The 22,767-nt window shown below is 65.2% G+C and carries 15 protein-coding genes; 8 read left to right on the forward strand and 7 right to left on the reverse strand.

Going from position 1 to position 22,767, the window contains the following annotated elements:
- Both AC1DTF_RS15910 and AC1DTF_RS15915 read right to left on the reverse strand, forming a co-directional pair.
- The coding region (locus AC1DTF_RS15910; RefSeq protein WP_477474754.1) for a condensation domain-containing protein at nucleotides 1-1,461 on the reverse strand (1,461 nt) is incomplete at its 3' end.
- A complete protein-coding gene (locus AC1DTF_RS15915) occupies nucleotides 1,454-5,788 on the reverse strand; it encodes a type I polyketide synthase (protein ID WP_477474755.1) in 4,335 nt (1,444 codons plus the stop codon). The genes AC1DTF_RS15910 and AC1DTF_RS15915, both read right to left, overlap by 8 nt.
- Before the next feature lie 618 nt (nucleotides 5,789-6,406).
- Between AC1DTF_RS15915 and AC1DTF_RS15920 the strand changes: the two genes are divergently transcribed.
- From AC1DTF_RS15920 to AC1DTF_RS15955, 8 genes are all read left to right on the forward strand, one after another.
- Nucleotides 6,407-7,726: a UDP-glucose dehydrogenase family protein gene (locus AC1DTF_RS15920; protein WP_477474756.1), complete on the forward strand. Its 1,320-nt coding sequence runs from the start codon at nucleotides 6,407-6,409 to the stop codon at nucleotides 7,724-7,726.
- Nucleotides 7,727-7,772: 46 nt separating this feature from the next.
- Nucleotides 7,773-8,720, forward strand: coding sequence for a UDP-glucuronic acid decarboxylase family protein (locus AC1DTF_RS15925; RefSeq protein WP_477474757.1), 948 nt, complete (start codon nucleotides 7,773-7,775; stop codon nucleotides 8,718-8,720).
- Nucleotides 8,717-10,255, forward strand: a complete 1,539-nt coding sequence (locus tag AC1DTF_RS15930) for a sugar transferase (RefSeq protein ID WP_057170936.1) — start codon at nucleotides 8,717-8,719, stop codon at nucleotides 10,253-10,255. Before AC1DTF_RS15925 ends, AC1DTF_RS15930 begins: the two co-directional genes overlap by 4 nt.
- 1 nt (nucleotide 10,256) lies before the next feature.
- Nucleotides 10,257-11,714: a KamA family radical SAM protein gene (locus AC1DTF_RS15935; protein WP_477474758.1), complete on the forward strand. Its 1,458-nt coding sequence runs from the start codon at nucleotides 10,257-10,259 to the stop codon at nucleotides 11,712-11,714.
- Nucleotides 11,715-11,836: 122 nt separating this feature from the next.
- Complete coding sequence (locus AC1DTF_RS15940; RefSeq protein ID WP_477474759.1) at nucleotides 11,837-12,670, forward strand: hypothetical protein; 834 nt, start codon at nucleotides 11,837-11,839, stop codon at nucleotides 12,668-12,670.
- Nucleotides 12,655-13,920 carry a GNAT family N-acetyltransferase gene (locus tag AC1DTF_RS15945; RefSeq protein WP_477474760.1) on the forward strand — a complete coding sequence of 422 codons (1,266 nt, stop codon included), beginning with the start codon at nucleotides 12,655-12,657 and terminating at the stop codon, nucleotides 13,918-13,920. Before AC1DTF_RS15940 ends, AC1DTF_RS15945 begins: the two co-directional genes overlap by 16 nt.
- A complete protein-coding gene (locus tag AC1DTF_RS15950; protein WP_477474761.1) occupies nucleotides 13,907-14,674 on the forward strand; it encodes an FkbM family methyltransferase in 768 nt (255 codons plus the stop codon). The genes AC1DTF_RS15945 and AC1DTF_RS15950 overlap by 14 nt, the downstream gene beginning before the upstream one ends.
- Nucleotides 14,671-15,486, forward strand: a complete 816-nt coding sequence (locus AC1DTF_RS15955; protein ID WP_477474762.1) for a polysaccharide lyase family 20 protein — start codon at nucleotides 14,671-14,673, stop codon at nucleotides 15,484-15,486. The genes AC1DTF_RS15950 and AC1DTF_RS15955 overlap by 4 nt, the downstream gene beginning before the upstream one ends.
- Here the strand turns inward: AC1DTF_RS15955 and AC1DTF_RS15960 are convergent.
- The 5 genes from AC1DTF_RS15960 to AC1DTF_RS15980 all read right to left on the reverse strand — a co-directional run bounded on the left by AC1DTF_RS15960 (nucleotide 15,483) and on the right by AC1DTF_RS15980 (nucleotide 22,762).
- Nucleotides 15,483-16,352, reverse strand: a complete 870-nt coding sequence (locus tag AC1DTF_RS15960; protein ID WP_477474789.1) for a polysaccharide deacetylase family protein — start codon at nucleotides 16,350-16,352, stop codon at nucleotides 15,483-15,485. The two genes, AC1DTF_RS15955 and AC1DTF_RS15960, sit on opposite strands and share 4 nt — an antisense overlap.
- Nucleotides 16,353-16,582: 230 nt before the next feature.
- The gene (locus AC1DTF_RS15965; RefSeq protein ID WP_477474763.1) at nucleotides 16,583-17,746 is read right to left on the reverse strand and encodes a glycosyltransferase family 4 protein; all 1,164 of its coding nucleotides are present in this window, start codon (nucleotides 17,744-17,746) and stop codon (nucleotides 16,583-16,585) included.
- 10 nt (nucleotides 17,747-17,756) lie between these two features.
- Nucleotides 17,757-19,286 (reverse strand): oligosaccharide flippase family protein, encoded by a 1,530-nt coding sequence (locus AC1DTF_RS15970; RefSeq protein ID WP_477474764.1) that lies wholly within the window; start codon nucleotides 19,284-19,286, stop codon nucleotides 17,757-17,759.
- Between the two features lie 3 nt (nucleotides 19,287-19,289).
- Nucleotides 19,290-20,627: a nucleotide sugar dehydrogenase gene (locus AC1DTF_RS15975; protein ID WP_477474765.1), complete on the reverse strand. Its 1,338-nt coding sequence runs from the start codon at nucleotides 20,625-20,627 to the stop codon at nucleotides 19,290-19,292.
- 5 nt (nucleotides 20,628-20,632) lie between these two features.
- Entirely contained in the window at nucleotides 20,633-22,762 is a 2,130-nt protein-coding gene (locus tag AC1DTF_RS15980; protein ID WP_477474766.1) for a heparinase II/III family protein, read from the reverse strand.
- Nucleotides 22,763-22,767: the final 5 nt, after the last annotated feature.

The following is a 22,767-nucleotide window of genomic DNA, read 5'->3' on the forward strand; positions in this document are numbered from 1 at the left end:
CACCCGACCACCCACACCATCAGCACACACCGCCACCGCATCCGGACGCACCGCCACCTGACGCGCAAAACCCCCATGCAACGTCACATCACGAGTCACCACCACCGGAACCCCACCATCACCCACCAACACCACCCGCTCAGCAGCACTCAGCGGATCGAGTTCATTCAGGAGCGTGATGTCCTCGTCGGCGAACTGCGCCAGCAGATGAATCAGGTGGCCGAGCATGCGCTCGATCGCCACGCCGGAGAAACGCTGTGCCGAGTAGTCCAGTCGCAGCAGCATCGCGCCGGTGCCGTCATCCCCGTAGGCCATCAGCGCAAGGGGGAAGCTGGTCTGCCCCCGATACTCGAAATGCCGTCCGGGCATCCGGATCTGCATGTCGAGGGTGTGGTGGTCATAGACGATCACGCTCTCGAACAGCGGCGCGCCACGCGCGACCCCGGAGCAGGCCTGCACGGTGGCCAGTGGGGTTTGTTCATGGGGGCGCAGTGCGCTCTGCTGAGCACGCAGCGAGCGTAGCCACGGGGTGATCTCCGCGTTGTCATCGATGCCCACCCGCATCGGGAGGGTGTTGATGAACAGGCCGGTGATCCGGTCGGCGTCATCGAAGCCGGTGATGCGGCCCGCGCGGGTCACGCCGAACACGATGTCGGTCTCCCCGGAGTAGCGGTGCAGCAAGACCGACCAGGCGGCCTGCAACATCGTGCTCATCGAGACTTCCGCCCGGTGTGCCGCCGCGCGTAGCTGATCGGTCAGGGCCTTCGGCAGGCGCTGCTCACAGGTGCCCGCAGGTGCGACGCTGTCCTCGACGGGACGTGCTGCGTCGATCCCGAACGGTGTCGATGTGCAGAAGTCACCCAGCCGGTGTCGCCAGAAATTCTGGGCGGCAACGGAATCAATCGATCGACGCCATTCGATGTAGTCACGGTACGGGCGCGCAGGCGGCAATGACAGCGACTCCCCACGCTGCGCAGCCTCGTAGAACGCGAACCATTCGTACAACACGATGTAGGAGCGCCCGTCGAGCAACGCGTGGTGAAACGTCCACAGAATTCGGGTTTTCCCCGCGGGCAGCCGGGCGATGAACAGCCGCATCATGGGCGCCCGCGACATGTCGAAATCCTGGCGGCAGTCGGCACGCACGTGTGCGTCGAAGCGCTGGTCGGCCGCCTCGGGCGTCATATCCCGCCAGTCGGCGGTGGTGGCGACAAGCGGCGCATGCGCCAGCACTTCCTGGCACGGCTCCCCCACATCCACCCAGCGGAAGCGGGTGCGCATGACCGAATGTCGCTGCATCACCTGCCCCATGGCCTGTTCGAACAGCGCGACATCGAGTTCCTCGCTCACCGTGATGACGACATGCTCGATATTGGCGCCATCTCCGGGTGCACTCAGAGCCTGAAACAGCATGCTCTCCTGCATCGGTGACAGCTCGTAGCGATCCAGCACCTCATTCATGCGTCATCTCCTCCCCGACACTGGGACCAACCACCTGCAGATATTTGCCCGGACGGTCCGGATCGGGCACGAACCACGCTTCCCTGCCGCGGGCATCGCGGCCCTTGCGCGGTTTCGCGGCACGCTCGGGCAGGAGACCGGCGGCCCGCATCTCCATGAGGCTCTCCCCGAATGCCGCGACGATGCCGTCGAGATCGGCATCGCTGTGCGCGAGCGTCAGGAATCCGGGCCGGCCTTCCCGGGTGTGCACACCGCGCGCCCGCATCAGGGCGTGGTACAGCGGTGCGAGTGGCAGTTCGGCCGGAAACGATACGTCGAACCATGACGAGAAGTGCCGGATAACCACCGGCGCACCGAGTTCGGCGATGACGCTTCTCAGCCGATCGACGAAAGCCGTGGTGCGCTGGTTCAGTTCGCGCTGCAGTGCGGGGCCGTCCTCGTGCAGTCGTTGCAGTACCGCACGTGCCGCCGCCAAGGCCAGTGGAGAGCCACCGGAAGACGAATCGTCAAGGTATCTCGCGCTGCCCGCGACGATCCCGATCGGCAGGCCGGCGCCGACCGCGCCGCCGTAGACGGCGATATCGGCGCGCACCCCCAGCAGCGCCTGGGTGCCGCCCGGATGGGTGCGAAATCCCGAAAGGATCTCATCGAGGATCAGTGCGGAGCCGGTTTCCTCGGTCACCTCGCGCAGGCCGCTCAGGAACTCCCGTGACACAAGCCCGCCACTGCGCCCCGGTACCGACTCGACCAGGACCGCCGCGAGCTGCCCGTTCAACGACCGGATCGTGTCGAGCGTCTCCGCGCCGCCGTACTCGAGGATGACCGTGTCACCGCTCAACCCGGCAGCCGCTCCGTGGTCGGCGCCGGTGAACGTCACGATCGCCTCGCGCCCCGACCGCGACCGCGCCAGCCGGACGGCGGCCGCAATGGCCTCGGATTCGTTGTGGCAGCACGCAGCACGCTGCATTCCGACCATCCCGCACACGAGCTCCGCGACCTCGGTCGCCGATGCCCTCGCCGGTCCCCCGTCGCCACAGGATTCGTACTGGCGCTCGATGACCCCGCGGATGAAGGGCGGGTTGTGGCCGAAGAGGATCGCACCGCCGCCGTTGGTGAGGTCGATGTGATCCCGCCCGCCGGCATCCTGCAGGTACGCACCCGAGGAATGCACGGGGATGGCCGGACCGGCCGTCTCCTGCCAATGGTGTCGTTCGATCAGCGCCGCCATTCGGTGCTGTTGTTGATCGGTCATCCCCACCGCCGGCGCGCGTACCGGTGCCGGGACCGGGGCTGGTGTGACGGKCGCGGCGGTGAGTTCTGCCGCGTCATCGGACAACACCGGCAGGATGTGCTCGACCAGCAGGTCGAACGTCGGCGCCTCCTCGACCAGCGTGCGGACGGTGATCTTCGTCGCGAACTGCTTCTGTAATGCGTTGGCGGCCTGGGTGAGAAACAGCGAGTCGAAGCCCATCTGCAGGAAGCTCGCTCCCGGCCTCAGATCCGACCGGTCGACCCCGGAGAGCTCTACGAACACCGTGTGCAGATGGGCCAGCAGGGTGGTCGCCCGATTCCCGGGGTCAGACGGGACCATCAGGGGTGCAGTCGGATTCGGTGCCGGGCTGCGCTGCGCGACGACCTGGGCCGGTTCGCTGTCCGGGCTCGGGTCGACCCAGTGCCGACGGCGCCGGAAGGGGTAGGTGGGCAGCGGTACGCGCCGACGCGGCCCTCCGTGCAGACGCTGCCAGTCGATGTCCACATCACGTGACCAGAGCCGCCCCGCGGCCGCAAGCAGGCATTCGGTGTCCGACTCCCAGTCCTGACCGGGAGACAGCGATGTGGTGATCAGCTGTTCGGGCAGTCGTCGCTCATGCTGGCGAGCCAACATCGTGAGCGTCTGGCCCGGACCGACCTCGAGGAGCGCGATTCGCGGATCGACGAGCGCGCCCACTCCGCTCGCGAACTGCACCGGTTCGCGCAACTGCCGTGCCCAGTAGTGGGGATCGCACGCTTGGTCATCGGTGATCGGCCGGCCGGTGAGGCTGGAGATCCAGCGCAATGTCGGTGCCGTGCGGGATATCCCGGCGACGAGGTCGGCGAACGGCTGCACCGCGGGCTCCATCATCGGCGAGTGGTACGCATGTGAGGTGTGCAGACGCCGGTGTGCGACACCGATCGCGGCCAGCCTCGCCTCGAAGGCGGCGATGGCGTCATGCGGGCCCGAGACCACGGTGTGTCTGGGTCCGTTGAACGCCGCGATCGCCACATCGGGAGTCAGCTCGGCGCTGACCAGATCCGCGGGTGCACGCACACCCAGCATCGCTCCTGCCGGCATGCTGCCCATCAGGCGCGCGCGGGCAGCCACCAGCAGCAGTGCCTCGTCGCGCGAGAAGGTGCCGCCGATGCAGGCGGCGACGAGTTCACCGATGCTGTGACCGATCATCGCGGTGGGCTGCACACCCCAGGACATCCATACCTGCGCCAGCGCGTATTCGACCGCGAAGAGCGCCGGCTGCGTGATGGCGGTCTGGCTCAGCTGCGCGTGTGCGCCGCCGCGATCCGAGTCAGGCGGGTACAGCACCCCGAGCAGATCGACTCCGGTCTCCGACCGCAATACCCGCGCGCACCCGTCCATCGTCTCTGTGAACAGCGGCTCCGACTCGTAGAGCCCACGGCCCATGTCGACGTACTGCGAACCCTGACCCGGGAACATGAACGCGACCCCACCCGATGCCTCGGCGTGTCCGCTGACGTCGTGCACACGCCGCGGATCGGCGGAGTTCAGTAGGGCGATCGCATCGTCGCGGTCGCGGCACACCATTGCGCGCCGGTGGCCGAAGCGCCGCCGCCCGACCTGCAGGGTGTACGCGGTGTCGGCGAGATCGGCGCCCGTGTCCTGTTCGAGGTGGTCCTTGAGATTCTGTGCGGCCCGGTCGAGGGCCTGCGCATCGCGTGCCGACAACACCACCAGTTGCGCGGGGCGGGAAGCCGGTGGCACCGGTTGCGCGCCGGGCGCTTCTTCGAGCACGACGTGCGCGTTGGTCCCACCGAGGCCGAACGAGCTGACGCCGGCGCGACGTGGCGTCGGCCCCTCGGGCCAGCGGCGTTCATCGGCATTGACGAAGAACGGCGTGCTCTCGATGCCGAGCTTCGGATTCGGTGATTCGAAGTTGATGCTCGCGGGCAGTACCCGGTGGTGTAGCGCGAGGGTTGTCTTGATCAGTCCCGCGACACCGGCGGCGACATCCAGGTGACCGATGTTCGACTTGACCGAACCGATCGCGCAGAAACCGTTCTCTTCGGCTCCCCCCGCGCGGAACGCCTGGGTCAGCCCGGCGATCTCGATCGGGTCGCCGAGCGCCGTGCCGGTGCCGTGGGCTTCGACGTAGGAGATCGTCGCTGGATCGATACCGCCGAGCATCTGGGCCATGGAGATCACCCGGGCATGTCCGTCGACGCTCGGCGCGGTGAAGCCGACTTTGGCGTTTCCGTCGTTGTTGAGCGCCGATCCCTTCACGACCGCATAGATGGTGTCGCCGTCCTCGATCGCGTCGCGTAGCCGGCGGAGCACCACGACGCCGAGTCCGTTACTGGACACCGTGCCGGCTGCATCGCGATCGAACGGTCGGCAGTGGCCGTCCGCGGCCAGGATCGAGCCTTCCTCATGCAGATAACCCCGCCGCTGCGGCAGCATGATCGACACCCCACCCGCGAGCGCCATATCGCACTGATAGGTCTGCAGGCTCTGCACCGCGGTGCACACCGCGACCAATGAGGTCGAGCAGGCGTTCTGGATGTTCAGGGCGGGTCCCTTGAGGTCGAACTTGTAGGACACCCGCGTCGCGACGTAGTCGTTCGAGTTGCCCAGCATGACCATGATCGGGCCGAGCGGATCGGTTATATCGTTGCGCGACAGCAGATTCTGCAGGTAATAGCTGCTGGTCGTGGCGCCGGCGAAGACACCGATAGGACCGCTGAACCGTTGGGCGTCGTGGCCGGCCTGCTCGATCGCCTCCCAGGCGGCCTGCAGGAACAGCCGTTGCTGCGGATCGACGATCGCGGCCTCCTTCGGCGTGAAGCCGAAGAACTCCTCGTCGAATTCGTCGACGCCGCCCAATACACCCCGCGCACGCACGTAGTTCGGGCGCGTCTGCGCCTCCGCGTCTTCGCCCCGAGGGCGTTCCAGATCATCGGAACCGAAGTGAGTGATGCATTCGCGGCGGGCGAGCAGGTTCTGCCACAGCGCGGAGACGTTCGGCGAGTCCGGAAAGCGTCCGGCCATGCCGATGATCGCAATGCCGTCGAGCGGGTCGTAAGCGTCGGAGTACATCGGATGGCCGCCCCCACGTCCGGTTATGTTGGTGTGCCGACTAATTGGCATGGCCTGCACACGGGTCGAAGATCGATGAGAAGTCTCTTCTGTCCCGAAGAGTACGAGGAAGCGGCGAGTTTCGCTAGTGGCTTGATCGCGGAACAGGAACGCGTATAGGCGTTTTCGCCGACATCGCGGTTCGCGCAAGGTCCCGCAACACCCACCGGTGAATCGAGGGCTAGTTCTCGATTACCACTGGGTCTAGTTCCTCAAGACCACCGGGATGGGCCGGCTCTGGACCCTCGAACCAGCGCGCAACTGCGCTTAAAGCGTCACACCAGCCCAGAAAACGTCTGCACAACCTGCACCGGAGGCCGCCACGCGCACGACGGCGGAGAACACGAAGGCTGCGCAGGTTAATCCAGGGACTGGGCATCGATTCATCGGAAATATCGTTCCTATGGTCCATGTACTGCCGGCGGCCAGCAAACAATAGTGAGCATGTGCTTCACGGAATGACTCGACATGGTGCTCGTCACGGGCGTTCGTGCAGCCAGCCTGCTGACATTGATCGGCCGCCTCACTGTTCGGAATCCGTACCGGTGTCCGAGCCGCGGCCTGAATGGGGGATCTGACGTGAAGGTCGCCGTAATCGGAGCCGGGTACCTGGGGACGACACATGCCGCATGCCTGGCACAACTCGGGCACAGCGTGCTGACCGCCGATATCGATCCGGACAAGGTGGCCAGGCTCCGATCCGGCGCGCTGCCGTTCTTCGAGCCGGGACTGGACGCCCTCGTTCAAGAAGGTATGGCTTCAGGCCGACTCGGATTCACCGAATCACTCGCCGAGGCAGCAGAATTCGCTGATATCCATTTCATCACCGTCGGTACTCCGCAGAACAAGCGGGACGCGGGTGCCGACCTGTCCTATGTCGACGCGGCGATCGACTCCCTGTGCCGCCACCTGAACCGGCCCGCGCTCATCGTCGGCAAGTCGACGGTGCCCGTCGGAACAGCCCAGCGGCTGGCCGACCGTGTGCGCCGGACCGCTCCTGCCGGTGACGATGTGAGGCTGACCTGGAATCCGGAATTCCTCAGGGAGGGGTTCGCGATCAACGACACCCTGCATCCGGACCGGATCGTGTTGGGCCTGGAGGATCGCCACGATCTCCGGTCGGAGGAGACCATCAGGGAGCTGTATGCCCCACTTCTGCAGGAGGGCATCCCGTTCCTGGTGACAAATCTCGAAACCGCCGAACTGGCGAAGGTCGCGGCCAACGCGTTCCTCGCCACGAAGATCTCGTTCATCAACGCGATTGCCGAAGTGTRTGAGGCGGCGTCGGCTGACATCACATCGCTCGCCGATGTGATCGGGTACGACGATCGCATCGGACGTCGCTTCCTCAACGCCGGGCTCGGATTTGGCGGCGGGTGCCTGTCGAAGGACATCCGCGCGTTCATCTCCCGCGCCACCGAACTGGGCGTAGGCGAATCCCTCAATTTTCTGCGCGAGATCGACAACATCAACATCCGGCGCCGTACCCGGGTCGTCGCCATGGCCCGGGAGGAGTGCGGATCGCTGGCCGGGGCACGGGTCGGAATTCTGGGCTCGGCATTCAAACCGAACACCGACGACATCCGCGATTCACCCGCACTGGCCGTTGCCGACCAGATCCGTTCGGAGGGCGCGGATGTCACCGTGTACGACCCCAAGGCGATGGACAATTCCCGGAAGTCGTTCCCGGCACTCAACTTTGCGTTCTCGGCCGTCGAGGCCTGCATGGAGGCCGACGCCGTGCTCGTGCTCACCGAGTGGGAAGAGTTCCGCCGGCTCCAGCCACAGGAACTCGCCGCTGTCACCAGATCCCGATGCATCATCGACGCGCGTAACTGCCTCGATCCCGAGACCTGGCGCGCAGCGGGCTGGACCTATCGCGGTCTGGGCTGCCAATGACGACTTTCCATGATCGGACCCATCCGGACAGCAGAGGACAACACTCATGAGGATTCTCGTCACTGGAGGAGCCGGGTTCCTCGGATCGAACCTGTGCACCGTACTGATCGGGCGTGGGGACACCGTGTACTGCATCGACGATCTGTCGACCGGGCGCCGCACGAACCTCGAACACCTCTTCACCTCACCCTTGTTCACCTTCATCGAAGGCACTGTGCTGGAACCGATCTCCATCATCGACGACGTCGATGGGGTCGTGCACCTGGCCAGCCCGGCCTCACCACCGGCTTACCTGGAGCGGCCGATCTTCACCCTGCGTACCGGCTCGGAAGGCACCCGGAACGCGCTCGACTTCGCCCTGGCACAATCGGCACGCTTCGTGCTGGCGTCGACCAGCGAGGTTTACGGTGACCCGCTGGTGCATCCGCAGTCCGAGGACTACTGGGGCAATGTCAATCCACTCGGCCCGCGCAGTGTCTACGACGAGGCGAAGCGCTACGCGGAATCGTTGACCACCGCCTACCGCACCGCATGCGGGGTGAACACCGGAATCGTGCGTATCTTCAACACCTATGGCCCGGGGATGCGCCCCGACGACGGACGGGTCGTGACCAACTTCATCGACCAGGCACTGCGATGCGCACCGTTGACCGTCTTCGGAGACGGTACCCAGACCCGGAGCCTGTGCTACGTGGACGACCTGGTCCGCGGCCTGGTGGCGATGCTCGACTCGGATCTGCAGGGGCCGATCAACCTCGGCAACCCGGCCGAGCTCACCGTGAGCCAGATCGCTGAGCTGGTCTGCGAACTCATCGGTTCGTCATCCACGATCGAGCGGCACCCATTACCCGAAGACGACCCGACGCGCCGCAAGCCCGACATCACCCGGGCGCGCGAACTGCTCGGCTGGAACCCTCAGGTGGAGCTGCAGGATGGGCTCGCCCGCACCATCGAGTGGCACATGGCCACGATGCAGGAGATCCGCGCATCATGAGTATGCCGGGAAGCACCGCCGATGAGCGCGTCGAGGTCATCAACGGCAGGCAGGGCGCGGATCTCGACGCCGAGCGGTCGCCGGCCACGGATCTCACGCGTCCGCGCTGGCAACAGCGTTACGCCGCCAATCTGCGCATCACCGATGCCATCGTGGTATGCGTTGCAGTGGCATTCGCGCAGTACGTCCGCTTCGGCCTGCCGCCCTTCGTCACCGGACACGAGAATCGCTATGCCACTGCGTGTTCAGTCCTGACCGTCATCATCTGGTTGTCGCTGCTGGCTGGATTCCGAGCCAGGTGCACACGGATCATCGGCAGGGGTCTCGAGGAGTACCGGCGCGCCGTCGAGGCGTCCATCTGGACATTCGGGGCCATCGCGATGACCGAGTACATCTTCCACCTCGAGATCGCCCGCGGTTACCTCGCGGTGGCACTCCCGGCGGGCATTTTCGGATTGGTGCTGAGCAGGTGGCTGGCGCGGCGGTACGTGGCGCGCAAGCGAACCGATGGCAGCTACCAGAACACCGTGTTCGCGGTCGGGAACACCGAGGCGGTCACCAACCTGGCCAACGAACTCACCCGGCGCCCGGCGGACGGATTCCGTTTCGTGGGTGCCTGCATTCCGGGCAGCCGGGCATTCCCCGACCAGCACTTGCTGGTCCGTGGCGAACAGATACCCATCGTCGGCGGCGGCAGCTGTGATCTGGCCACCTTGGAGACACTGATCCGCTCGTACGGCGCGGACACACTGGCGGTCGTCGGCACCGAGCATCTCGGAGTTCAGCAGATTCGCAAGCTCATCTGGAAGCTGGAGCCCCTCGGCGTCGAGCTCCTGGTTTCCCCGGGAGTGACGGATGTCGCGGGTTCCCGGCTGACCATGCTGCCCGTCGCCGGCCTCCCGCTGCTGCACATCGAGAAGCCGCAGTATCGGGGTGCCGAACGCTTCCAGAAGAGGGCCTTCGATCTCTGCTTTGCCGCCGCCGCGCTGACCGCCGCGCTGCCGGTCCTGCTGATCGCCGCGGCCGCCATCAAGGTGACCAGTCCCGGACCTGTCTTCTATTCGTCGGAACGAATCGGATTCGCCGGTAAATCATTTCGCATGCTGAAGCTGCGGACGATGGTGCAGGACGCCGACAAGAAGCTCGTCAACCTGATGGGAAGCAACGAGTGCGACGGGCAGCTTTTCAAGATCAAGAATGATCCGCGGGTGACGCCGGTCGGGCGAATACTCAGACGGTTCAGCATCGATGAGTTGCCACAGTTCATCAACGTCCTGCGCCGCGACATGAGCGTGGTCGGACCGCGGCCCCTCTTCTGGATTCAGGACGAGGAGGACGACAGTGATTCTCTGCGCCGACTGCTGGTCAAGCCTGGCATCACGGGGCTCTGGCAGGTCAGCGGCCGATCCGATCTGGCGTGGGAGGACGCGATCCGCCTTGATCTCTCCTACGTCGACAACTGGTCGATGGCCGGCGATCTCCTGATCATCACCAAGACCCTGCGCGCGGTGTTCCGGCATGGCGGGGCGTACTGAAATGTCCAGCGAAACAGCGCACTTCACCGCCGCAACCGATCAGCCGTATGTCTACACCCGCAAGGAGCTGGCCGAACCGGACTGGCGTCGTTACCCGGGCTGGGCTGCGGTCACCGAGGCACAGTGGCAGGATCCGCAATGGCAGCGCGCACATTCGGTCAAGAACATCGCGCAACTCCGGGCTGTGATGGGGCATCTGCTCGACGATCGTTTCTATGCCGACCTGATCGCCGACCAGCAGCAGCGCGCCACCATGCAGATGTTGTTGCCTCCGCAGATGCTCAACACCATGGCTCCGCACTGCGGGCCGGAACGCCGGAGTATCACCGAGGCCTTCTATRCCGATCCCATCCGGCGTTACATGCTGCCGGTGCTCAGCGACCGCGATCCGGAATGGGTCTCACACCCCTACGCCGAACGTGACTCGCTGCACGAGGCTGATATGTGGGTGGTGGAGGGGCTGACCCACAGGTACCCGACCAAGGTACTCGCCGAACTGGTGTCCACCTGCCCGCAGTACTGCGGGCATTGCACCCGCATGGATCTGGTCGGCAAGTCCACGCCGGCGGTCACCAAGTCCACCCTGCCCCTTCTGTCGGCCGACCGGCAGGACCGCATGCTCACCTATCTGCGGGTCACACCCACCGTGCGTGACGTCGTGGTGTCCGGTGGGGATCTCGCCAATGTCCCCTGGCCGCGCCTGGAGGCGTTCATCGCGCAGCTCCTGGAGATCGACACCATCCGCGACATCCGGCTGGCCACCAAGGCGCTGGCCGCCCTCCCGCAACACTGGCTGCAGCCCAAGGTCGTCGACGGGATCAATCGTCTCGCGCGGACGGCGGCGGCGCGTGGAGTGAACCTGGCGCTGCACACCCACATCAACCACGTGCAGTCGGTGACGCCTCTGGTCGCGACGGCGGCGCGGGCTCTGATCGACGCCGGCCTACGGGACGTTCGCAACCAGGGCGTGCTGATGCGGGGCGTGAACGCCACCGCCGACGACCTGCTCGATCTGTGCTTCGCCCTGCAGGGCGAAGCCAACATCGTGCCGTACTACTTCTACCTCTGCGACATGATCCCGCACGCGGAGCACTGGCGCACCTCGTTGGGCGAGGCCCAGCAGCTGCAACTGGCGATCATGGGCTACCTGCCGGGGTTCGCCACTCCCCGGCTCGTGTGCGACGTGCCCTTTGTGGGCAAGCGCTGGGTGCATCAGATGGTGAAATACGATCGCGAACTCGGCATTTCGTATTGGAACAAGAACTACCGCACCGGGCTGGATCAATCCGATGCCGACGCTTTGAGCCGCGTCTACCCGTTCTACGATCCGATCGGCAGCCTGCCGGCATCCGGGCAGGCATGGTGGCGTGCCAACTGCGATGCACCCGCGCCGGGACCCGACGGGGAACCGGCAACCAGCGTGGCCAGCGGGCACCACGAGATCGATCTTCCCGCCTGACCGCGCGCGCACATCCAGCCCTAACAGTCGGAGAGGAGAACCAGCCAGGTATGGACGAGATCCACGGAGATGTGAGTCGGCCGGCGGCGCTGCTGGCCAAAGGGGTTCGAGGCGCTGTCGAAATGAAACCGATCGCGGCCGAGGACCTTTCGGAGGTCGCCGACTTCCTGCATGCGAATCTCAACGACCAGGTGCCCTGGGCCGAGGCATGCGCGCCGATGTCATGGAATGTGGCAGCACCCAATCACGGATTCATGCTGCGCGACGGACAGCGTGTCGTCGGTGCGTTGTTGGCGCTCTATTCGGAACGTCTGATGAGCGGACGGTCGGAGCGGTTTTGCAACATGGGATCGTGGTGCGTGCTGCCGGACTATCGGTCGTGGAGCATATCCCTGCTCAAGGCACTGCTGGGCCAGGAGGGTTACAGCTTCACCGTCCTGACACCCGACACCGGATCACAGGAGATCCTCGCCTGGTTGGGATTCCGTGCCCTCGACACGACCGCGGCGGTCATTCCGCACGTGCCCTGGCCGGCTCTTCCGGGGCAGACGAAGGTGAGCGCCGACCCCGTTGTCATCGGCCGCACGCTCACCGGAGCCCAACTGGCGCTCTATGGCGACCACGCGAAGGCGATGGCGGCTCGCCACCTCGTGCTGATCCGCGACGAGGACTACTGCTACGTCATCTGGCGGGAGGCGACGTACGGGAGGAAGCCGGTGGCGCAGATCCTGCATGTCAGCAATCCCGGTTTGTTCCATCGTTCGCTGTTCCCGCTGGCCCGTCATCTGCTGCTCCGGTACCGACTCGTGGCGACGCTGGCCGAGCTGCGATTGGTGGACTACAAGCCTCATCTGTCAGTCAAGTACGACGGCTGGCCAAAGCTGTACCTCAGTACCAGCCTGGCCCCCGAGCAGATCGACTACCTGTACAGCGAGCTGACATGTGTGCCCTGGTGAGCCGGGGAACATACCCGCAAGGGTCGAGCCCGGAACGGACAACGGCGCCCGGCGAGCAACCGCTCAGAATTCTGCAGTGCAGCATCCGCAGGACGGGGCAGAGCGACGTCGTCTTCAACATCGAGCCCATCGGTGCGCTCGACGAACTTGAGCGGGAATGGCGCCGACTCGAAATGCAGGCATCACCGTCGTTCTTCCTGACCTGGAACTGGATCGGCACCCTGCTCGAAACGGTCCCTGCGGACGCACGACCGCACCTGCTACGGGGGACGGCGGATGGACGGACGGTGGCGCTGGCTGTACTCGGAGACGCCCAGATACGCCGGCACCGGATAGTCAGAGCACGCCGCTGGATCCTCAATGCCACCGGAGATCCACGACTGGACTGCATCTTCCTCGAACACAACGGATTGCTGGCCGACCCGGAGGTCGGTTGGGAGGGGCTGATGCAGGCCTTCTGCGCCACCAAGGAAGTCGATGAGATCAGCTTCCCCGGGATCTCGGCGCCCCCGCCGGTTTCCCTGGTGGAGGCGCTGGGACTGGTCCGGGAGGAGGCCCCGGAGCTCTCCTTCGCGGTGGACCTGCGGCCCCTGTCGGCCAGTCAAGGTGACATCACCGCCATTCTCAGCGCCAACGCCCGGTCGCAGCTACGGCGCGCGATGCGCAAGCTGGAACCGGTCACCCTCGAAGCGGCAGCCGACGAAACCGAGGCGCTCGCCTTTTTCCGGACTCTCAAAGAACTCCACGTCCCGTGGTGGGAGCGGCGCAACCTGCCACACGCTTTTGTCCACCCGTTCTTCGAACACTTCCATGAACGCCTCATCGAGCGTGCGTTCGCCGAAGGAGCCGTCCAGCTGCTACGCCTTCGCAGCGGCGACCGTACGCTCGGTGTCCTCTACAACTTCCGGCGCGGCAATCGCGTATACGCCTACCAGAGCGGGTTCATCCAGCCGGAGGCACACGAGCGGCCCGGTGTCGTCGCTCACGCGCTCGCCATCAAACGAGCGTGGCAGGAAGGCGCCGAAACCTATGACTTCATGGCCGGTGAGAACCGGCTGAAGCGCAGCTTCGGCAATCACACCGAGACGCTCACGTGGACGGTCATCCAGAAGCCTCGCCTCCGCTTTCGCGTCGAGCGGAGGGCGCTGGGCGGGTCACGGGCGGCCACGTCTCGCTACGAAGTGGTGACCAGCAGCAGCTCGTCCCCCAAACCACAACCGGCCGGAGGCGCCAGACATGAATCTCCTTGAACGACGCGTCGATACGATAGATCCACGGCTGAGTGTGAAATTGCGCGGACTCAAACTGCAGTTGCAGCGCGACCGGCTCCGTGATGTCGTACGCAGGTTCGTGCGGCCCGGTCAATCGGTTCTCGACATCGGAGCCAACCGTGGTGTCTATACCTGGATGATGTCTCGGCAGGTCGGACCGGATGGCCGCGTCCATTCGTTCGAACCGTATCCCGGGAACGTCGAGCGCCTGACCGCACTGTCGATGAGCAGACCCAATATCAGCGTACATCCGGTGGCGCTGTCCGACAGTGACGGCGAGGCAACTCTGCGGGTTCCCCGATACCACCGGATGGCCATCGATGCCCTGGCCAGTCTCCGCGCCGGCATTGATGACGATTCCGTCCCGGTTCAGGTGCAGAAGCGCAGACTCGACAGTGTGATGCAGCGCGATGAACAGCCGCTGAGTTTCGTGAAGTGCGACGTCGAAGGCCACGAGGACGAGGTCGTCGACGGCGGCCGGCGGACCATCGAGCACCACCGCCCGGTGCTGGCCATCGAGATAGAGCAACGGCACCGTGCAACCCCGATGATGGACCTGATCGGGCGGCTGGTGGAGGTGGGCTATGACTGTTTCTTCCTCGATGAGGACGGTACGCATCCGATCGCGGATTTCGATTTGGAGCGAGACCAATTGAGCTATCTGACGGACGAATTCGTACCGCACGCCATGCCTCACGGGTACGTGAACAATTTCCTTTTTCTTCCCTCATGACCCGCAGGCACTTCGTGCGCGTTTCACGCGCAGTCGCCCCGATCACGACGGCCGTCGCCATTGCRCTGTCACTCGCCCCGAACGTGTCCGCGGCGCCGCTGTTCGTCGGCGACTACTCCACCGGAAACTTCGCCCAGTGGCCCACCGTACAGGCCAGGGGGTACAACGACAGTGCGAGCGACTACGTGCCCACGTATTCCGCACGGGTCGTGCAGGACCCCGACAAGGGGCAGGTCGCCCGCTACGAGGTCCGCCCGGGCGACGTGCCCCCGTTTGGAGGCGGTGAGCGCTCAGAAGTGCAGGGCGGCACCGTGTCCGGTGGTGTCGAAGGACAGACCAGGTGGTATCGATTCTCAACCAGGTTCGATCCTTCGTACCCGACGAATCATGCGGATCTCGGATGGGCGGTCACCAATCAGTGGCACGCCTATGCCGGCGGCAGCCCACCGGTCAGTTGGACCACAAGCATGAAGAACGGGTACTGGTCGCTGACCATAGAGAAACAGTCCGCACCGAACGAATATCTCGGGCAGTTGTCGATTTTCGACACGCCGTTGGACGTCGGGCGGTGGCATGACGTGATGATGGCGATCCATTGGTCATCGTCGGATGATCGCGGATGGGTCCGGCTGTGGCTCAACGGGATACAGCAAACTCTTGCCAATGGCGACGATACGTACTTCGTTCGGACCCTGATTCCCGGTACGACCGAGGTGTACTACAAGGAAGGCGTGTACCGGGAGCCCACGTCTTCCACCGATATCGTTTACCACACCGGTTTTCGCGCCGCCGGTAGCGCACTGTCCCTTTAGCCGCAGGCGCCGACCTCGCTGGTCGCTTCGACGCCTTCCCGCCGTAGCACCCTGTCGGCGAAAAGGTGAACCCATCGCAGGTTGAATCCGGATATCTTCAACCGGAACAGCGCCAACGATGGGTCGGGCCCGACCGCCAGTCGCGGCAGCGCAAGCGGATCCGAGTGGCGGTCGGCGAAGCCGTGGGTCGTCGAAAGCGCCCAGGGAATGCCATTGCGCTGCAATACCGCCTTCGCGCGCTGATCAAAGTCACTTTCGCCGCCGTTCGGATAGGCGAAAATCGTCGGCGCGAAGCCCGTCTCGCGCGCCACGGTCCGACACGACTCGGAGATCTCGAACTCGACCTTCTCATCGGAGCAGCGTGCGAGTATCGGGTGTGTGACGGTGTGCGGGTAGAGCGACACCCGGCCGTCGCCGGCGAGAATGCGGGCTTCATCCCAGGACAGCATCTCGAATGGTCCGCCGCCCGCGTCGCAATCTGCCCCGAGTGCGGCGACCAGCTGGTCGACCCGTGCGACACGCTCCGCATCCGGGAGCTGCTTGAAGTGCTGGACGACCATGTTCCGCGTGTGGTCGCGGTCATCGGGGTCCCGAATCGAACGCACGCCGAAACCGAGTGCTGTGAGGTCGATCTCGGGCACGGTCGTTCCCGAGAAGGCTATCCACAGGCGATCGGGCCACAGTGCTTCCGTTGTTCCCATCGGCCCGGTCGCGAGGAAGACCGCGGCGGGCAGTTCGAGGTCCCGCAGGACCGGCGCCGCATGGATCGCGAGGTTGCGCGTCCCGTCGTCGAAGGTCAGCGTCGCCGCGCGGCGGGGTAGTGTGCCGTCGCGGAGTCGCTCCAGCGCCTCCTGCAACGGGAGCACAGTGAAGTGCCTACGCAGGTATCTCAGCTCGCGCCGCAGGGTGTCTGCGTCATTCACGTAGTCGCAGGGGGGCGACAGCGGCTCACCCTCCACCCCGTGGAACATGAGTATCGCCAGTCGCTGCGAGTTCCGCCAACGCGCGAGTGCCGGCACACCTGCCGCACAGAGAATGCGGGCCGCCATCAACTTGGCCTGCGCACGACGCGCTCGACCGGGTGTTGCGTCCGTCATCACACATAGCTCCTCATCAGGGCAGTCCGATATGCATCGACAGTCATCTCGGCGACTGCCTCGGGCGTGAAGCGGTCCAACGCAATGTCATGCCCGCGCCGGCCCATCCGCAGAGATAGCGGCTGATCGTCCAAAATTCTTGTCAGACAGTCGGCCAGCCCATCTTCGTCTTCGGATTCGACCAGCAGTCCGGACTCACCGTCGTCCACCATCTCCGGTACCCCGCCAACCCTGGCGGCTACGACGGGCTTTGCTGCCGCCATCGCTTGCGCGATGATGGTGGGCGCGTTCTCCTGGCGGGAGAACACGACGATGGCTCGCGCAATGGCGATTTCGTGCCGCATCCGTTCGTTGTCCACGAAGCCGGCGAACTCGACGTGATCGTCGAGGCCCAGAGCCGAGACCCGATCTCGAACGGTTTTCGCGTAGACCGCATCCAGTTCCGGGCCGACCAGCACCAGGCGGGCATCGGGAACACTTCGGTGCACCTTGGCGAAGGCATTCACCACGCCCAGTGGGTTCTTGAGGGGCACGAGTCCGCCGGCAAACAGAAGGCGCGGTGCGGTGGGCGCAGATGACGCGAGCTCGAAGAACTCCGCTGCGGTCGCGTTCGCGATGCTGACCCGCGTTCCCCGGGTGTGCCCGTCGAGTTCCCCGGCATCGTACTTCGAGATCGAGATGACCACCTTGGCGCGATGCAGAACCCTGCGGGCCACGTACTCCAACAACTTGGCCCGCAGGGTCGTACGAAGGCCCGGCCCGTCATAGAAGTGGGCCTCGACATAGCTGATGCCGTGCACGGTCACCACGCAGTTCGGGCTGCAGCGTGCTGCGATATCGCTGTTCAGGCCGATTCCCTGGCCGTGCACCACATCGGGGTTCAATGTCGCGCACAGCTCCCGCGCCTTGCGCAKGTCCAGGAACCCCCCGGTGAGCATCCGCCACCTGTACTGCCCTCGCACATAGTGGATTTCGACCTTCGGAGATTCGCGTCGGTACGCGGTCGAGGCCTCGCCGTGATGGAAGCGCAGCACGGTGACGCTGTCGACGTCGGCCCGCTCCGCCAAGGCCGGCACCAGGACACTCATCGCCGACTCGACGCCGCCGACGACCACCCCCGGCTCCAGTGGGTAGGTACCGATCATCATTATCTTCATCCCCATATCGAGACCCTCACTTTCGCCCGCCGCTGAGCGGGACCATCAACTTGACCGCGGTACGTTCTGCGAAGCCTCGGACCGAACGAAATCTGCTCGGCGACACGAGACGCAGTGCGCCGAGATACACCAACGCGAAGACCACACAATCGACCATCACCAAGGTGAGGCCTATCGGCTCGAAGTGCTGATCGGATCTGAGGGCGAGGTGCTCGGTGGGAAACGCCACGACGAAGGCCACCACTGCCGAAAACGTGATCGGAGCCAGGCTCGTCACGATATCGCGTAACGGCACATCGACCACCGAGCGGGCGATCAGGATACTTGCGCAGCCGCCGAGCAGATAGGTGACCGACAGCCCGATACCCACTCCGATGAGGCCAAAGGGTAAGAGCAGCACGATAAGCGGCAGATGCACAACCAGACCGAGCACACTCAACCAGTTGACCAGGGACACCCGGCCGCCGCCCTTGATCACCGTCACGCCGAGTGCGTTGAGCGCGGCCCCCACCGCAACTCCCGCCATCGCCATGGCCGCCGAACCGGCCGGCCGCCATTCGTCGCCGAAAAGCAGCACCGCGACCGGCTCGCCGAGCACCACCAACAGAGCTCCGATCGGTAGGGCAACAAACCAGGTCCAGCCCAGAGCGCGCAGGAACGCGCCCCTGAACCGGTCGCGGTCGGTGGAGAGCTTCGCGAACGCGGGAAACAACAGGTACCCGAACACATCGACGATGGCTGCCGCCGGTATGCCCGCCATCTGGTAGCCGTAGCGGTACTGGCCCAGGTCACCGGTCCCGAGCCGACGGCCGAGGAGCACCTGCTGGAACGTCTCCCGGATGCTGTGTGCGACGTTGTCCAGGAGTAGGGGCAGCGAGAAGGTCGCCATCTCGCGCCAGAGCCGGAACGAGATGTGACCGCGGAACGGACGCCACCTCGCCATCCACCAGCTCAGCACCAGCAGGACGGTGATCGACGCGTAGGAACCGTAGACCATGGACCACGCGCCGAATCCCAGGAATGCGAACACCGTCGAAACGCCGGCGAACGCAATCTTTGCCGCGGGCTGGATGATCATTCGTTGCTTGAATTGAAATGTGCGCTGCATGAGTGCCTCTGGCACGCTCAGACACAAATAGAGCAGCACCAGACCCGACGTTGCAGCCGCGATGTGGCCGACCCGGGGGTCGTGAAACAGGTGCCCGATGAGGGGCGCGGAAGCCAGCACTCCGATTCCGAACAGCAGACCGGTCGCAGCGTTGGCGGCCAGCACCGTGTTGGCCGCGTCCTCGATGTCGCCCTCGCGCTTGATCAGTGCCTGGGCCAGCGTGCCCTGCGAGAACACCAGCAGGAAACCCATCAGCACCGTGCCTGCCGTGAAGACACCCACCTCCACCGGACCGAGTAACCGGCCCAGCACGATCGTCTGAACGATGACCACGACCTGGGAGGCGGCCACTCCGATCACGGAGTACCCCACTCCGCGTTTGAGCACCCCGCTGAGCCCGTCTTGCGCGATGCCCTGACTTTCCGACGAGACGGACATGAGCTACCAGCCGATGCCCTGATAGGTCGGCGTTCCGCGCAGTTGCGCGGCGTCGGGCAGTCGCACCAGGTCGATGATCAGTCGCTGCGCGCCGGCGCGTGACACCGCCTCGACAACCTCGGGTGCCGACGATCCGATGATCAGAACTTCGCCGTGCTCGAGCACGGTGTCGATATCGTCGGTCAGTAGGTCGCCCACATGAGGCAGCCGCTCGTCGATATAGGCCCGGTTCGCGCCGAGAAGCCTCGACAGCACGACATTGGCGTCGTGGATCTTGACGTCGAATCCCTTTCCGATGAGGCGCTCTGCAAGTTCTACCATCGGGCTCTCACGCAAGTCATCGGTTCCCGGCTTGAACGACATGCCGAAGATCCCCACCTTGCGCCGCCCGTGGGCGACAACCATATCGAGGGCCCGCCGCAGATGAACCTCGTTGGACACCAACAGGTTCGACAGCAAGGGCAGGTCGACGTCGTTACGCCGCGCGGTGTGGGTGAGCGCCCGCAGATCCTTGGGCAGGCACGAGCCACCGAAGGCGAATCCCGGCCGCAGATAGGCCGGGCTGATGTTGAGTTTGGTGTCGGCCACAAAGATGTCCATGACGGCATGCGAATCCAAGCCCAGCGCGGCGCACAGGGCGCCGACCTCGTTGGCGAAGCCGATCTTGAGGGCGTGGAAGCTGTTGTCGATGTACTTCGTCATCTCCGCGACCCTGATGGGCACCCGGAAGACCGGACCGGGAAGGCCGTCATAGATGCCGATGACCTTGTCACCGCTCGCCGGATCTGTCGCTCCCACCACTGTTTTCGGGGGTGCGAAGAAGTCCCGCACGCTGGTTCCCTCGCGCAGGAACTCGGGATTGACACATACGCCGAAATCGATCCCCGCGCGCTTGCCCGAAACCCGTTCCAGCAGCGGTATCAGGAGCGTCTCGCAGGTACCCGGCACCATGGTGCTGCGATAAACGACCACATGGTGCCGGTTCTTCTCCCGGATCGCCAGACCGATCTCGGAGGTGACCTCTTCGAGATACCGGGTGGTCAAGCCGCCACCGCTGGTCGATGGTGTGCCGACGCAGATCAGCGAGATGTCGGACGCGAGGACCGCGGCGTGCGCGTCCGCGGACACCGTGAGACGGCCTGCAGCAACGACCTCGGCGGTGAGCTCACCGATCTCGCTCTCGACGATCGGTGACCTGCCGTGGCGCAGCCCGTCCAGCTTGGCCGGATTCACGTCCACGCCGATGACACGGTGACCGCGGGAGGCCAGACATGCCGCACTCACGCAACCCACATAGCCGAGACCGAAAACACTGACAGCTGACGATTGCTGTGCATTCATACTGCTCACCACCCTCGTGCTGACGAAACGATCGACGGACAGGACACGGTCGCCACGGCCCCGGATCGACTGGTGTCGATCGTCAGTGCGCGCCGGATGCCGTCCTGGGACCAGCTGACGGCCAGTACCTCACCGCTACGGGTGATTTCGGGCAGGGCGATCAAACCGCAGTCGACGGTGTGCAGGAGCGACAGCAGCGCCACCGGCAGGCCGGCCCCGGTGCGCGCGGTGAGCAGCCATGCGGGCACCCTGCCCTCCAGTCGATCCGACCACCAGCCCAGGCCGGAATCGGTGTCGCCCCGAACTTGGCCGGTTTCCACCGGCGTCGTTGCGGCATAGCACAGCTGCAGAACCGGAACACCGTCTCGGGAGACCATGTGACCGTCCTGGGTGGGAAGCCAGTCCAGCGCAGGATGCACGGGCCAGGACACCGCGATGCCGTGTGTCCGCTTCCCATCCAGCAGATCGACCACGATCACGGTCGTATCGCCGGGCGGGGCGATCAGCCAACGCCGGTGCGTCACAGGGTCATCGAGTCTGCGGTAGCCATCGTGCTCGGCGTCGACGACACCCCGTTCGAGATCGACCGAGCGCACGGTGGTGGTGGCGTGCCGCCGCCAGTAGAACGGACCACCGATCACCGACTGGTTGACGTCGTCGACACACACGGTCGGATGCGCGCGGGTGCCGCGGTGCACTGTTCGCCAGTCCGGATTCATGCAGTAGCTGCCGGTCCCCGGGTCCACGATGATCTCTCCGTCCCGGTCGCTGAGCGTCACCGCCAGCGCGTCGGCGTGACCGTGGGCCGCGGTCGAGAGGTAACCGAGTGGACCGACGTCCATGGTCAACCGGTTGCGGCCCGGTCGCAGCACCACCAGTCCGCCGCTCGGTGYGTACATGCTCGAGTCGGCGCCGTCCAGACCCGTTCCGGCACCGATCGCACGCAGCGGTGTGCCCAGCGCAGCTGCGACCCAGGCGGCGGCCGGCGTCATCTCGCCGTACCGCGCCGCGCTCTCGTGTCCGGTCGTCGCGGCCACGATGCCGAAATGGGCACGGACCGTGCGCTTCGGCTCGGCGCCCAGTCTCAGCGCGAAGCCGTCATCGTCGTCCCCGTACCGCGGATCCGGGTCGTGTGAGCCGACCAGTGAGACCAGATACCGGGTGCTGCGCTCGAGTGCGGCAGCGATGCGAGCCGGTACCTGCTCGCCGCACAGACGCCACAATGCCACCAAGATCGCGAACAACTCCGCGGTGAATATCTGATAGGAGATCGACTGCTCGGCGCCGGCCCCATCGGGCAGGATCAGCTGATCCGCGGCGGCACCCAGCGCAGTGATGGCACGCCTTTTCAGCGCCGCGGGTGCGGCCAGCTCCGGGAACAACAGGTGTACGGTCACCAGCCCGGTGAGCTCGCCGACCAGGTGGTTGTTGGCCGAACTGAACCGGGATCGGTTGTGCCAGCAGTGACGGGCGCTCGCATCGAGCATCCGAGCCGCCCGGCGGTAACGCTGCGTGGTCATCGCGGGGGAATTGCGGAGTCCCTGCAGCGCAACGGCGACCGAGATCGCCCGCAGCCCCACCTCGAACGGGCTGCGCCACATGGTCGCGGTGGCCGCCGGGTTCTGGTCCAGCCAGGAGTCAAGATGTTCGAAAGCGGTTTCTGCATAGTGTGATTCACCGGTAAACAGCCATGCCTGGGCCAGCACCGGTAGATGCTGCAGGCGGTTGAGTTCCCAGATCCATTTCGGGTCGCTGACCGCCTCTTGGTGGTCGATCCTGCCACTGGTGGCTTCGGGCCAACGGAAATCGGTGATCGGGTCGTAACTCCAGTCGATGAACCGACCGATGTTCACACTCGGGTATCCGAAATAGGCACGTTCGCCGGCGATGCACCGATCGGCATCGCCGAGGACCGCGCGCACGATCGCCGGGTGCTCCGCCGCGATCCGGCGGGCCCGCTCCTGATCGAGCAGCACCGGTCGCCCCTTGCCGTCGGCGAAGCGCTGCCGCATTTCGTCCCAGTCGGCGGCGGGGCGCCGCAGCATCCGGGAATCGATCGGCTCCAGCCACACGTCGCGACGGATGAGCGTCTCGCCCATTTTCTTGGCCCGCCAGACCATCTCACGCGGTGACATGGCGG

Source organism: Mycobacterium sp. P4_H6, assembly GCF_056400845.1.